The following is a 12,541-nucleotide window of genomic DNA, read 5'->3' as shown; positions in this document are numbered from 1 at the left end:
TCCTATCCTGCGATGAATACGATCAGTCGTAGGTCGCCTGCTTGCCGTCGAAATAGATGGTGCTGGCTTCGCAGATGTTGATCGTCGTCTCGTCGCCCTTGATGCTTGAACCATCCTCGGCTTCCCAGGTGACATAGAATTCGATGTCGCACGGGCCGTCGTAGTTGAACTCCATATTGGCGCTTTCGCCGCCATTGAGCTTGAAATTCATCCAGTTGGCGCTCCATTCGCCGCCCTCGCCGGTATAGAAGCCGTCGATGATGTATTCGGAGTCGTTCTTGATATCGAACTTCTGGCCGGCAGCGTAAGCGGCAGGCACAGAGATGAGCATGGCCGCCGCAGCAAGGGCGGCGAACGTTCTGATCGCGAGAGATGTCACGAAGATGATCCCGTTGTGAGTGATGATATCGCACGCCGGATGCCGCAATATTTTGCTTGGCCTTCGGATTGCGATGGTGCTGTTGCCCCTAATAAGAACGGGGCCGGATCGGTCAGAACCCGGCCCCGTTTTCTCAAACGGATCAGTGCTTTGCTTTATTCAGGACCGACGAACACTCAGGTGAAGGCGAGCCAGACGCCAAGCCAGATCCACAGGAGGCCGACGACCGCGAACCCTGCGATGAACAGCGGCCGGCGATAGCGCAGGCGGTTGCTCGTGACATGCACATAGGCATGGGCGTAGCGCAGCGCGACGAACAGCCAGCCGCCGGCGACAGTCACGGGATTGTCCGCATCGACGAGATAGAGAAAGACACTGACCACATAGAACAGAACGGGCAGTTCGAACTGGTTGGCGATGGCGTTGCGGACGGTCACGCTTTCCGCCGGCTCGTCCCGGTTCTCCCGGAACTGTTCGGGTTTTGCCTGCCCCGATTTCACCGCGCCCATACGACGCGAGGACAAGAGGAAATAGAGAACGAAGATCAGCGCGACATGCGCGATGACGGGCCAGATCGTGGCTTCCGTGGGAGACATGTTTATCCTTCGGCTTGTCGTTTCGGGCCCCTTGATAGGGGTTTCCGGCTGAAGGCTCAACCGGAAACGACCTTTGCGACAAGCCGAAGGGGAGAGGCTTACTGCTGCAGGGTCAGGTTCTCTGTGCCCGAGCCGTCCTTGCCGCTGATCGTCCAGGCGCCTTCCAGCAAGCCGTTGCCCTTGACCTGGTATACGACGAGGCCGACGGCATCACCGAGAACATAGCCGGCTGCAAAAGCATCGCCATAGAGCATGCAGATGCCGTTCGAGGTGGTTCCGCCGGTCTGCCATTCGATCGAGCAGGTCGTCTCGCTCGTCAGCTCGATCGTCGCCGTGCCCTTGTAGGCGGAGCCATCGAGATTGGTGCCCTCGACATTGTAGGTACCGGCGCTGACCGTCTGCGCATGCGCGGACGAAACCAGCCCCAGGGCCAGAACGGCACCAGCCAAAAACGTCTTCATGATATCCCCCAGATAACAGGCATTATTGCCTTGGCTGATCCTAGCGCATGCTTGGAAAAACGGAACAGGCCTGAGCGCCCCCTGAAACAAAAATGCCCGGCAAGCCGGGCATTCAAGGTGTCCATTTTTGACAGGGCGATCAGACAGCGCCCGGATAATTGGGGCTCTCGCGGGTGATCGTGACGTCATGCGCATGGCTTTCGCGCAGGCCGGCGCCGGAGATACGCACGAAGGTGGCGCGCTCCTGGTATTCCTTGAGGTCCTTGCCGCCGACATAGCCCATGGAGGCCTTGAGGCCACCGGCCAGCTGATGCAGCACGCCCGAGACCGGCCCCTTGTACGGCACCTGGCCTTCGATGCCCTCGGGCACCAGCTTCAGCGTGTCGCGCACTTCTGCCTGGAAGTAGCGGTCTGCCGAGCCACGCGCCATAGCACCGACGGAGCCCATGCCGCGATAAGCCTTGAAGGAACGGCCCTGGTAGAGGAACACTTCGCCCGGGCTTTCATCCGTGCCGGCGAGCAGCGAGCCGACCATGACGGCCGAAGCGCCGGCGGCGATCGCCTTGGCAAGGTCGCCGGAGAACTTGATGCCGCCATCGGCGATGACCGGAATGCCCTGGGCCTGCGCGGCCTCGACCGACGACATGATGGCCGCGAGTTGCGGCACGCCGACGCCGGCGACGATGCGCGTGGTGCAGATCGAGCCCGGACCGATACCGACCTTGACGGCATCCGCACCGACATCGATCAGCGCCTTCGTGCCATCAGCCGTTGCGACATTGCCGGCCATGATGCGAACGGAGTTGGAGAGCTTCTTGACGCGGCCGACGGCGTCGAGAACGCGCTGCGAATGGCCATGCGCGGTATCGACGACGATGAGATCGACGCCGGCGTCGATCAGGCGCTCAGCACGCTCGAAGCCGTCATCGCCGACGGAAATCGCGGCGGCGGCACGCAGGCGGCCCTGCGCATCCTTCGAGGCATTCGGGTTGAGCTGCGACTTCTCGATGTCCTTGACCGTGATGAGGCCGACGCAACGGCCGTCGCCATCGACCACCAGCAGCTTTTCGATGCGGTGCATGTGCAAGAGGCGCTTGGCTTCCTGCTGGTCGACGCTTTCCTTCACCGTGATGAGGTTCTCACGGGTCATCAGTTCGTAGATCTTCTGGCTCTGGTCGGAAGCGAAGCGCACGTCACGGTTCGTCAGGATGCCGACGAGGCGGCCGGCCTTGCCGTTGCCGCCATTCTCGACGACCGGAATGCCGGAAATGCCATGCGACTTCATCAGCGACAGCGCGTCGGCGAGCGTAGCATCCGGGCCGATCGTCACGGGATTGACGACCATGCCGCTTTCGAACTTCTTGACCTGACGGACTTCCTCGGCCTGCTCGGCGGGCGTCAGGTTGCGGTGGATGACGCCGAGGCCGCCAGCCTGCGCCATCGCGATGGCAAGACGGCTTTCCGTCACCGTGTCCATGGCCGACGAAAGGATCGGCAGGTTGAGCTCGAAATCGTGGGCGATGCGGGTCGCGATGTTCGTCTGGCCCGGCATGACCTCGGAGTGACCGGGTTGCAGGAGAACGTCGTCGAAGGTCAGGGCTTCGAGACCGGTTGCCGTTTCAATGATGCGCGCCATGGGGCCAAGTTCCTTCAGGGTAAAGCTTACGCACCAAGGGGAACATTGGGAGATGTCCGCCTCGGTCGCTTGCAAGAAATTCTTGGAAGTTGGCGAGGGCTGGTAACACGTTCATGACGGCTTGGAAATAGCAAAAAGCCCGGAATGCCTTCCGGGCCTCATCCTGCACACAGGTGGTGTGCTCAGAGATCGAGCTGATAGCTGACAGGCACGAAGCGATAGCCCTCGCCGGCCTTCTCGACGAACCCCGCCGCCGGGAAGGGCATGTGGTAGCCGAGGAAGGCGAGCCTGTCGGCCGCGATCATGTCGAAGACCTTTTTGCGCGTCGCGGCAGCCTGCCCCTTGTCCATGTCGAAGCGCACCTCCCAGTCCGGGCGTTGGAGGGAGAGCACATAGTGATTGGCGGTGTCAGCCGTCAGGATCAGCGCGCGGCCTTCCGATTCGACGCGGAAGATCATGTGGCCTGGCGAATGGCCGAAGGCGTTGAGGCCGGTGATACCGGGCACCACCTGCCCCTCATCCTCGATGAAGGTCAGTTTTTCGGCAAGCGGCTGTACCTTGGCCAGCACGCCCTGATGCCCCTGCTCGGCCGGCGTGCCCATACGCTCCGGGTTGACCCAGAAATCATATTCCGTGCGGCCGGTGACGTAGCGCGCATTCGGGAAGGCCGGCTTGCCGCCCTCCATCAGCCCGCCGATATGATCGCCATGCATATGGGTGATGACGACGACAGAAATCTGGTCGGCCGTATAACCGGCATATTTCAGGCCCTCGAGAAGACGGCCCATGCCGGCCTCGCGCCCGCCCTCGCCCATGCCGGTGTCGAACAGCACGACTTCCGAACCCGTATCGACAAGCGTCGGGGTGAAGCTGTTGACGAACTTGTCCGCCGGCAGGAAATTTTCCGTCAGAAGTGCGCCGACGGCCTCGGCAGACTGGTTGAGGCCATAGGTCTCGTTCGGCTTGTCGGAGGCGCGCATACCATCACGAATGGCCAGCACGCGGAAACTGCCGAGTTTGAAGCTGCGGGCTTCGAGAGGGCTTACACGCATATCGGTGGCATCGCTTTCGGTTTGTGCAAGGGCGCCCGCGCGGTTCATCAGCAGCGGTGCGGCCAATGTCGTCACGCCTGCGGCGAGAAACAAGGACCGGCGCGAGATTGTCGAATGGTCTGCCATGGATCTTCCCTTCTGAAAAACGTTTCGCCGTTATAGGAGCCGGCGTCGACGTGAGGATGACACGCGACGATCTAGGGCGCTGTCACGATCCCGTCCCGTGGAATCACGGCCTTGTGATCCCCAGGATTTGACAGACGGCAATGCGGGGCGCAGAAGACGGATGGGCCTACACGAGGGCCTCCTACCCCGATTTGCCGATGAACCGTATCGTCCCCCTCATTCTCGCCGTCGCGCTCTTCATGGAGCAGATGGATTCCACCGTCATCGCCACCTCGCTGCCGGCCATCGCCGCCGATCTCGGTGTGGGCCCGATCACGCTGAAGCTCGCGCTGACCGCCTATATGGTGTCGCTCGCCACCTTCATTCCGCTTTCCGGCTGGATGGCGGACCGCTTCGGCGCCAAGCGCATCTTTCGCCTGGCCATCCTGGTCTTCGTCGCCGGTTCCATTCTCTGTGCCGTTGCCGACAGCCTCATCGCCTTCGTCGTCTCGCGCTTCCTGCAAGGCATGGGCGGGGCGATGATGACGCCGGTCGCCCGCCTCGTGCTGGTGCGCTCCACCTCGCGGTCCGAACTCGTCTCGGCCATGGCGCTGCTCACCATTCCCGCCCTCGTCGGACCACTCGCCGGCCCGCCGCTCGGCGGCTTCATCACCACCTATTTCTCCTGGCACTGGATCTTTCTGATCAACGTGCCGGTCGGCATCATCGGCTATATCCTCTCGGGCATCTATCTGCCGGAAATCCGCGCTGCGGCACCGCCGCCGCTCGACTGGACGGGCTTCTTCCTCAGCGCGGTGGCGGCATCCGGCACGATGTTCGGCCTTTCCGTGATCAGCTTGCCGGCGCTTCCGCCGGTTATCGGTATCGTCGCGACCCTCATCGGCCTCGTCTGCGGGGTGCTCTACGTGCGTCACGCCCGACGCCACCCGACGCCGCTGCTCGACCTCAAGCTCTTCCGCGACAGCGCCTTCCGCGCCGCCGCCATAGGCGGCACGTTGTTTCGCATCTCCATTGGCGCCGTGCCCTTCCTCATGCCGCTGATGCTGCAGGTCGGCTTCGGCCTCACGCCCTTCCAGTCCGGCCTCGTCACCTTCACCGGCGCGATCGGCGCGATCACCACCAAGGTCATCGCCAAGCGGGTCCTGACGGTTGCCGGTTTCCGCACCACGCTGATTGCCGCCAGCATCTTCGGCGCGGCGCTGACCTTCGCGAACGGGCTCTTCACACCCACGACGCCCTTCTGGTTCATCGCAGGCGTCTTGCTGATCGCCGGCTTCGTGCGCTCGTTCTTCTTCACCAGCGTGAACGCGCTCTCCTTCGCCGACATTCCCGACGCGGATGCCAGCAAGGCGACCGCGATGAGCGCCGTGCTTCAGCAGATGAGCCTGGCCATGGGTGTCGCCGTCGCAGGCGCGATCCTGGAAATCGAGACCGCGTTGACCGGCTCGCCGCTCGAACTGCGCGACTTCCAGATCGCCTTCATGGTGATCTCCGCCATCACCCTGCTCGCGGCACTCCCCTTCCTCACCATGGCGAAAAATGCTGGCGCCTCCGTCTCCGGCCATCGCATGGGCGGAGAGGAAGAGGAAACGATTGCGGTGAAGTAGGAAGCTTATTCCGGCTTTTCGCAGACGGCGACGAGTTTGTTGCCGTCGTGGTCGCGCACGAAGGCCGCGTAGAAATTGGCATGGAACGGGCGGATGCCCGGCGCACCCTCGTCCGTGCCGCCCTGTGCGAGAGCCGCCGCGTGGAACGCATCGACCGAGGCGCGTGTCGGCGCGTCGAAGGCGATGGTCACGCCGTTACCGAAGGTGGCGGGCTCGCGATTGAACGGCTCCACCACCCAAAAGCGGCAACGCACGTCGTCCTCCGCCGCATAGCCGATTTCATCGGAGGCCTGTTTTTGGCGGCGATAGCCTATCAACGGCAGGATGGCATCGTAGAAGCGGCCGGCGCGTTCGAGATCGTTGGTGCCGACCGTGGTGTAGAGAAGCATCACGCCTCCTCTTCGGCTTCAGTCGCCTCGTCGCGCGCCTTGCGGCCCTTGAAGCCCTTGGCGAGCAGGAACATCTCCACCGATTCGGCGCGCGAGGCGCCCGGTTTCACGTGGATGACCTGCTTGAAATTCTGCTTGAGCAGATTGAGCAGCTCGCGCTCCGTGCCGCCCTGGAAGGTCTTTGCCAGGAAGTGGCCGCCCTCCGCCAGAACCTCGATTGCGAAATGCGCCGCGACTTCGCACAGGTGCATAGTGCGGATGTGGTCCGTCTGGCGATGGCCGGTGGTCGGCGCCGCCATGTCCGATATGACGAGGTTCGGCGTGCCGCCGACCGCCTCGATCAGCTTTTCCGGCGCGTCGGGCTCGAGAAAATCCATCTGCAGGATGCGAACGCCCGGCAGCGGATCGATTTCCAGGAAGTCGATGGCCGCGACACGCGGATCGGCATCGGTGGAATTCGTCACCTTGGCGGCGATCTGCGACCAGCTTCCCGGCGCAGCGCCGAGGTCGATGATGCGACGGGCGCCATCGAGAATATGATGCTTCTCGTCGATCTCCAGGAGCTTGAACGCCGCGCGGGCGCGATAGCCTTCCAGCTTGGCGCGCTGCACATAGGGATCGTTGATATGGCGCTCCAGCCAGCGGCGGGAAGAGGCCTTAAGCTTGCCCTTTTTGACCTTCTGGCCGAGCTTGCGGCCGATGGGGGGCTTGGTCATGACGCCTGTCCTTCGGGCTTTGCCGGATACCGGGGAGCGCTGCGGTTGTTGCGGCGGTGGCGACCACGGCGCCAGACGCCATCGTCGGCCATCATGTCGGTGAGCAGGCCTTCCCGCAAGCCGCGGTCGGCGACGCGCATCCGTCGCGATGGCCAGCGCTTGCGGATCGCCTCCAGGATAGCGCAGCCGGCGAGCACGAGATCGGCCCTGTCGGGCCCGATGCAGGGATTGGCCGCACGGGCCGTAAAATCCCAGGACAGCAGCCGCGCCTGCATGGCCGTGACCTCGTCGTCCGACAGCCACACGCCATCGACGCGGCGGCGATCGTAGCGCGGCAGATCGAGATGCACGCCGGCCAGCGTCGTCACGGTGCCTGACGTGCCGATGAGGTGGAAATCCTCCGGCGCATAGGCGCTTTCGGAGGGGCAATCGAAATTCGCCAGCATGCCCTCGACTTCCGAGACCATGCCTTGAAAACTTTCCGGCGTGACATCCCGCCCGCCATGACGCTCCGACAGCGTGACGACGCCGACCGGCAGCGAGGTCCAGTGCGTGATGTGGTTGGCAAGCCGGCTGGAGCGGTTGTCGCCGATGCGAATGACCGCGATTTCCGACGAGCCGCCACCGATATCGAACAGCACGACGGATTTCGCCTCGCGCCCGACCAGCGACGAGCAGCCGGACACGGCAAGCCGTGCTTCCGTCTCGCGGTTGATGATTTCGAGATCGAGCCCGGTCTCCAGCTTCACCCGTTCGAGGAAGCTTTCGCCGTTCGTCGCCGCACGGCAGGCCTCCGTGGCGATCAGCCGGGCGCGGCGGATGTTGCGGGTCTTCAGTTTCGCGGCGCAGATCTTCAGCGCCTCGACCGAGCGGTCCATCGCTTCGTCGGAAAGACGGCCGCTGGCCGCAAGTCCCTCGCCCAGTCGCACGATGCGGGAAAACGCATCAACGACGCGGAACTGGCCCGGCCGTGTCGGCTGGGCGATCAGCAGGCGGCAATTGTTGGTGCCGAGGTCGAGCGCGGCATAGAGCGGCGCATCATAGGCCTCGCGCTCGACAGCCCGCGGCGGTGCGGCCTCGCGGCGCGGTTCCTGCACGACGGGCCGCGGCTCGGCGATGGCCTCTGCGGCGACCGGCACGGAGCTTGGACCCGACACGGCGCGCGCACCGGATTTCCGGCCGCGATGTTTGCGCCGTCCCTTATGGCCATCGGCCGGCTTCTGCTGGACGCCTTCGCGCTGGCCGACGGGCGCAAGCGGACGCACATTCTCGGCGCCGACGCTCTTGGCGTGCTTGCGGCGCTTGTTCCGGCGCGCATTTGTGCCGCTGGGTGCGGTCTGAGGGCGCTCGGCAGCTGGGGACAACCCGGCTGCCTGGCCTGCGGACGGGGAAACGGCAGCGGAGCTTGCGCCCTTCTGCTTGCCCTTGCGACGGCGCGACCGCTTGGGTCGTCCCGTATCGTCCGCGACTCGCGCCCCGGAAACGGACGGCTTTTCGCCGCGGTCGGGGTCGTTCACGTTACTGCCTATGGCGCCGCGCAAAGCCTTTGGGCTGCAAGCAGGCGCTCTCTCGATCTTCGTTGGCGCGACATTACCAGCGCCCGGGCCGTTCGCCAAATTCTTTTTGTGACGGAACCGCGACGCAAGCGGCCTTGCGGGACCCGATGCAATTTTCTCAAAAAAACCATTTGCATCTCGCCGCCGTTTGTTTATAAGCCCGCCTCACAGGCCCCCGGCCATACCGGAACCAGCCATGCTGGGGAATAGTTCAACGGTAGAACGACGGACTCTGACTCCGTTAATCTTGGTTCGAATCCAGGTTCCCCAGCCAATCACTTTCCAAACACAGTCACTCTGCAAAGCTACGCCGTGTCATCAGGCATGACGCTGGACGACAACGCATAGCGCTCTTGTCGAGAAGGTCTATGGTCGGATTTTCCGTCTGGCGCTCCCGCGCATCAAGGTAAGCACGGTCAACGCCAGAATCGGCGATGCAGGTTGTTGCGAGATGCCCCGTATCACTCTTCGCCGACGTAAATTCCAGGCGACAAGCGCTCGCCCCTTCATACGTCGAGGGCAACAGGCATGCCGCCTTAAAAAAACACTGGCAAAAACCATATGAAAGTGTCTACGCTGCTCGCCAGGGTTGATTTCTCGGCCTCCATGGAGGAGCAATGCGCGTTAGAATACACCGGGGAACCAAGGAGATCGGCGGAAGCTGTATCGAATTGGAATCGCAGGGTGCGCGCATTTTGCTCGACCTCGGATTGCCTCTCGATGGCAACCCTGACGATGTCACCCTTCATCCGCCCGTCGACGGCCTTCAAGGCGGCGAAGACCTGTTGGCCTTGGTCCTTTCCCACGGTCATCTCGATCATTGGGGATTGGCGCATCTGGCAGGCGCAGCCCTCCCCGTCGCACTCGGCGCAGCGACACACCGGATCCTGAAGGCGGCACAGCCGTTCCTGCCGAAACCCTACGTTCCCCATCAAGCCGTCGAGTTTTCCAGCGGGACACCCCTGACCTTCGGGCCGTTCACCGTGACGCCGCATCTGGTGGACCATTCTGCCTATGACGCCTACGCGCTGGAGGTCGAGGCGGACGGAAGGCGGCTCTTCTATTCCGGGGATTTCCGGGCGCATGGCCGCAAGGGCGCGCTGTTCGAGCGGCTTGTCGCCAACCCACCCCGCAATATCGACGTGCTGCTGATGGAAGGATCGACGCTGGGGCGGCTCGATGCCGGCCGGCAGTTCCCGACGGAAACCGAGATCGAAGGCAAGTTGCTGGGTATCTTCCAGCGTGCCGAAGGCATGGCATTGGTCGCGACGTCAGCGCAGAACATCGACAGAATGGTCAGCCTGTATCGCGCCTGCAAACGCAGCGGGCGAACGCTCGTCATCGACCTCTACGCCGCCGAAATCCTGCGGGCTACGGGCAATGCCAACATCCCGCAATCGGACTGGCCGAATGTAGCCGTCTACGTGCCGCATTATCAGCGGGTTCGCATCAAGCAGGATGAGCGGTTCGACCTTCTGGAGCCGCACAAGGCGAACCGCATTTTCCCCGAGGACCTGAAAGCTCTGGCCGGCAAGGCTGCCTTCCTCTTCCGGCCTGCCATGCTTGCCGACCTCGACCGGGCCGATTGCCTTAACGGCGCGGTGGCCGTCTGGTCGCAATGGGACGGCTATCTGCAACAGGACAAGGGCCGCAAGATCGTCGCGGAATTTGCCGCGCGCGGCATTCCGCTCGAACACGCCCACACATCAGGACACGCCAGCATCGGAGATTTGAAGCGCTTGGCAGATGCCATCGCCCCGAAGATGCTGGTTCCTATTCACACATTCGAACCGGGCCGTTTCCCGGACCATTTCGGGTCGCGTGTCACCCGGAAGGAAGACGGCGACTGGTGGGAGATCGCCGCATGACGGACGTTGTTGCCACACATCGAAAGCTCGATGCCGCGTTTCTGGATGCCTTGGAGGCTCTTGCCGCAGCGCCGGCCCCGAACTGGTGGCAGGACGTTCTGAGAAGTGACGACCTGTTCATCGCGGTCCGGCGCAATTCGCTCAATGCTTATTACCGGGGCGCGTCCATCTTCAAGATCGATTGGATCAAAGAATGCGTCGTCCCTTCCACGCATATCAAATACCTGGTCCGGCAGGCCCAGACCTATGTTCCCCTGATCGACGGGCGTTTTCAGAATCCGGCAGCGTCATCGATGCGGGAGAGCTATGAAGGGCCCGAAACCCTTCGTCAGATGATGCGGGCCGCGACCTCCTTCGCGGGACCGGAAAAATCCGGGCTTCATCCGCTGCTTGTGGGCGATCCCGCGATTATCGACGCGGAAATCGCACTGACCCGCGCGGTAACGGACGAAGCGACCACGCAGCAACACGACCGGCTCGATGCTGCCGTTATCCGTAACACCAAGACCGGGCCGGAGGTCGTTTTCTGCGAGGCCAAGCACTTCACCAATGGGGCATTGCGCGCCACCGGAGATGGCCTGCCCGCCGTCATCGGCCAGATCAACGACTACGAAAACGCGTTGACGCGGTACGCAGACGCATTGAAGGACGGTTATGTCGAGGTCGCCAAAGCCCTTGTGCGCCTCAATGCGATGAAGAAACTCGTCCGTAACGGTGATGCACCCAAGCTTCATGACGCGATCCTTTCTATCGCGCAGAGCAATATCCCGCCACTCATCAACGCCAAACCCTATCTTCTCATCTTCGGCTTCGACAAAGCCCAGCGGGACGATGAGGCCTGGGTCACCCATCTGCAAAAGCTGAAGGACCATTTGGACGGCCGCGTGCGTGCCATCGGCAATCCGACACGCCAATCTGTGGCAATCCGCTAACAACAGCGCCTTCCTCGAGAAGGGAGCAATTTTCGAGGGCCTGAAATGAAGACGGCAAGCGGGTAACCGACGAGGGAAACGCATCAGAAAAATCGTCGTCTGTTTTCGTCAGGAAAACCGAATATCGTCGACGACTATCCCGTGCAGACGTATTGGACTGAAGAGGGGGCGATCTCCCCGTTGCCTTGCTCACAATGTTCGACTGGCGACATGGGTGCCGGGGAGGCGTCAGTGGCTGGCCGGCAGCGCAGCACGGCGTCGTATCGGTCATAGGCTTGCCTCGTCGGCGATCCCCGCTTATTTCTCAGGCTGGAACATCAGCAGGGAAATCAATCGTGCCGACAGCCAGAAACCTCGTTATCGCCGCCCTCGTCGCTCTTGCCGTCGGTGGCGGGAAAATGGCGTATGATACGTCAAACGGCGCGCAATGGGAGGTTTCGCCGGAACAGATCGCCGCGGCTAAAGCCGAGGGGAAGATCGGGTTTGAAACCGCGCCCGGCACGGTGGCGATGTTGCCGATTCGCAGCGAGACGGCAGACCTCCTGCCATTCGAATGGGCTCTTTACGGGATCGGCGCGGGAGCGCTTGCCTTTCTCGGCCTTCGGAAAAAGAAGGCGGCGTGATGACGCGCGGCGTCCCGTTCGCTTGGTACTCCATGCTCACCACGGCAGACGAATTGACCTGCAACACGCTGGCGAAACGACCGGCCGGATTCCGCCAGCGATAAGGCGAGAGAAGCCGATTATCCCTATGGCCCGGCGTAACCGGGGGCGTGCCGTTAGCTCCATTGCGGCCCGTCGCCTATGATGGCGCCCCGCAAGGCGTTCGGCCTTGAGAGGCAAGACGACACGGCGATTGAATCCAAACGATAAACAGGTGTTGCGAACTGCCATACACCCTTGTCAGCACTCCCGGCGGCTGGCACGTTGCTTTTGTCCGATTCACGCCGGTATGGAGGAAATATCCCATGGCGCACAAGTTCGAGATCTACAAGGACAAGGCTGGCGAGTTTCGTGTTCGCTTCAAGTACAACAGCGAAGTGATGTTCTCGACGGAAGGCTATTCCTCGAAGGCAAGCGCACAGAACGCCATCGATTCCATCAAGAAGAACGGCCCTGGCGCGCCTGTTGAAGACAACACGATGCCGCAGGCCTGATCGATCGCCATGTAAAAAGCCCGCAGGACTCCAGCGGGCTTTCTTTTGCCTGACGTCTGGCCGTTCG

13 protein-coding genes and 1 tRNA gene are annotated in these 12,541 nt (G+C 62.5%); 6 read left to right on the top strand and 8 right to left on the bottom strand.

Annotated features, from left to right (window positions below; all coding sequences use genetic code 11):
- Positions 1 to 22: 22 nt before the first annotated feature.
- The 5 genes from MUU55_RS06860 to MUU55_RS06840 all read right to left on the bottom strand — a co-directional run bounded on the left by MUU55_RS06860 (position 23) and on the right by MUU55_RS06840 (position 4,250).
- On the bottom strand, positions 23 to 379 hold the full coding sequence (locus MUU55_RS06860) for a hypothetical protein (RefSeq protein ID WP_244760041.1): 357 nt from the start codon (positions 377 to 379) through the stop codon (positions 23 to 25).
- A gap of 176 nt (positions 380 to 555) precedes the next feature.
- Complete coding sequence (locus MUU55_RS06855) at positions 556 to 975, bottom strand: MAPEG family protein (protein ID WP_244760040.1); 420 nt, start codon at positions 973 to 975, stop codon at positions 556 to 558.
- 98 nt (positions 976 to 1,073) lie between these two features.
- Complete coding sequence (locus MUU55_RS06850) at positions 1,074 to 1,436, bottom strand: hypothetical protein (protein ID WP_280518883.1); 363 nt, start codon at positions 1,434 to 1,436, stop codon at positions 1,074 to 1,076.
- Between the two features lie 139 nt (positions 1,437 to 1,575).
- A complete protein-coding gene (gene guaB / locus MUU55_RS06845; protein ID WP_244760039.1) occupies positions 1,576 to 3,072 on the bottom strand; it encodes an IMP dehydrogenase in 1,497 nt (498 codons plus the stop codon).
- 182 nt (positions 3,073 to 3,254) lie between these two features.
- Positions 3,255 to 4,250, bottom strand: a complete 996-nt coding sequence (locus MUU55_RS06840; protein WP_244760038.1) for an MBL fold metallo-hydrolase — start codon at positions 4,248 to 4,250, stop codon at positions 3,255 to 3,257.
- 197 nt (positions 4,251 to 4,447) lie between these two features.
- Here MUU55_RS06840 and MUU55_RS06835 point away from each other — a divergent pair, with 197 nt between their 5' ends.
- Positions 4,448 to 5,857 (top strand): DHA2 family efflux MFS transporter permease subunit, encoded by a 1,410-nt coding sequence (locus tag MUU55_RS06835; protein ID WP_244760037.1) that lies wholly within the window; start codon positions 4,448 to 4,450, stop codon positions 5,855 to 5,857.
- A gap of 5 nt (positions 5,858 to 5,862) precedes the next feature.
- Here MUU55_RS06835 and MUU55_RS06830 read toward each other — a convergent pair whose 3' ends face one another.
- Genes MUU55_RS06830 through MUU55_RS06820 form a run of 3 tightly spaced genes read right to left on the bottom strand, consistent with a single transcriptional unit; the run spans position 5,863 to position 8,479 of the window.
- Entirely contained in the window at positions 5,863 to 6,246 is a 384-nt protein-coding gene (locus MUU55_RS06830) for a VOC family protein (RefSeq protein ID WP_244760036.1), read from the bottom strand.
- Positions 6,246 to 6,962 (bottom strand): RlmE family RNA methyltransferase, encoded by a 717-nt coding sequence (locus tag MUU55_RS06825; RefSeq protein ID WP_244760035.1) that lies wholly within the window; start codon positions 6,960 to 6,962, stop codon positions 6,246 to 6,248. Before MUU55_RS06825 ends, MUU55_RS06830 begins: the two co-directional genes overlap by 1 nt.
- Positions 6,959 to 8,479 (bottom strand): Ppx/GppA phosphatase family protein, encoded by a 1,521-nt coding sequence (locus MUU55_RS06820; RefSeq protein ID WP_244760034.1) that lies wholly within the window; start codon positions 8,477 to 8,479, stop codon positions 6,959 to 6,961. The genes MUU55_RS06825 and MUU55_RS06820 overlap by 4 nt, the downstream gene beginning before the upstream one ends.
- Positions 8,480 to 8,718: 239 nt before the next feature.
- Here MUU55_RS06820 and MUU55_RS06815 point away from each other — a divergent pair.
- From MUU55_RS06815 to MUU55_RS06795, 5 genes are all read left to right on the top strand, one after another.
- A tRNA-Gln gene (locus MUU55_RS06815) sits at positions 8,719 to 8,792 on the top strand.
- A gap of 343 nt (positions 8,793 to 9,135) precedes the next feature.
- A complete protein-coding gene (locus MUU55_RS06810; RefSeq protein WP_244760033.1) occupies positions 9,136 to 10,386 on the top strand; it encodes an MBL fold metallo-hydrolase in 1,251 nt (416 codons plus the stop codon).
- Complete coding sequence (locus MUU55_RS06805; protein WP_244760032.1) at positions 10,383 to 11,318, top strand: hypothetical protein; 936 nt, start codon at positions 10,383 to 10,385, stop codon at positions 11,316 to 11,318. Before MUU55_RS06810 ends, MUU55_RS06805 begins: the two co-directional genes overlap by 4 nt.
- Positions 11,319 to 11,716: 398 nt before the next feature.
- Positions 11,717 to 11,941 carry a hypothetical protein gene (locus MUU55_RS06800; protein WP_244760882.1) on the top strand — a complete coding sequence of 75 codons (225 nt, stop codon included), beginning with the start codon at positions 11,717 to 11,719 and terminating at the stop codon, positions 11,939 to 11,941.
- Positions 11,942 to 12,285: 344 nt separating this feature from the next.
- Complete coding sequence (locus MUU55_RS06795) at positions 12,286 to 12,474, top strand: YegP family protein (RefSeq protein ID WP_244760031.1); 189 nt, start codon at positions 12,286 to 12,288, stop codon at positions 12,472 to 12,474.
- The last annotated feature ends 67 nt before the right edge of the window (positions 12,475 to 12,541 follow it).

Source organism: Shinella curvata, from assembly GCF_022899935.1.
Taxonomy (GTDB): domain Bacteria; phylum Pseudomonadota; class Alphaproteobacteria; order Rhizobiales; family Rhizobiaceae; genus Shinella; species Shinella curvata.
The sequence above is the reverse complement of the archived record's forward strand: the minus strand, read 5'-3'. Positions and strand labels throughout refer to the sequence as shown.

What these genes read in the sequence shown, in the direction of transcription:
- MUU55_RS06830 (WP_244760036.1), bottom strand. Translation starts at nt 6,246, where the DNA reads ATGCTTCTCTACACCACGGTCGGCACCAACGATCTCGAACGCGCCGGC.
- MUU55_RS06855 (WP_244760040.1), bottom strand. Translation starts at nt 975, where the DNA reads ATGTCTCCCACGGAAGCCACGATCTGGCCCGTCATCGCGCATGTCGCG.
- MUU55_RS06835 (WP_244760037.1), top strand. Translation starts at nt 4,448, where the DNA reads ATGAACCGTATCGTCCCCCTCATTCTCGCCGTCGCGCTCTTCATGGAG.
- MUU55_RS06825 (WP_244760035.1), bottom strand. Translation starts at nt 6,962, where the DNA reads ATGACCAAGCCCCCCATCGGCCGCAAGCTCGGCCAGAAGGTCAAAAAG.
- MUU55_RS06805 (WP_244760032.1), top strand. Translation starts at nt 10,383, where the DNA reads ATGACGGACGTTGTTGCCACACATCGAAAGCTCGATGCCGCGTTTCTG.
- MUU55_RS06810 (WP_244760033.1), top strand. Translation starts at nt 9,136, where the DNA reads ATGCGCGTTAGAATACACCGGGGAACCAAGGAGATCGGCGGAAGCTGT.
- MUU55_RS06840 (WP_244760038.1), bottom strand. Translation starts at nt 4,250, where the DNA reads ATGGCAGACCATTCGACAATCTCGCGCCGGTCCTTGTTTCTCGCCGCA.
- MUU55_RS06800 (WP_244760882.1), top strand. Translation starts at nt 11,717, where the DNA reads ATGGCGTATGATACGTCAAACGGCGCGCAATGGGAGGTTTCGCCGGAA.
- MUU55_RS06795 (WP_244760031.1), top strand. Translation starts at nt 12,286, where the DNA reads ATGGCGCACAAGTTCGAGATCTACAAGGACAAGGCTGGCGAGTTTCGT.
- MUU55_RS06850 (WP_280518883.1), bottom strand. Translation starts at nt 1,436, where the DNA reads ATGAAGACGTTTTTGGCTGGTGCCGTTCTGGCCCTGGGGCTGGTTTCG.
- guaB (WP_244760039.1), bottom strand. Translation starts at nt 3,072, where the DNA reads ATGGCGCGCATCATTGAAACGGCAACCGGTCTCGAAGCCCTGACCTTC.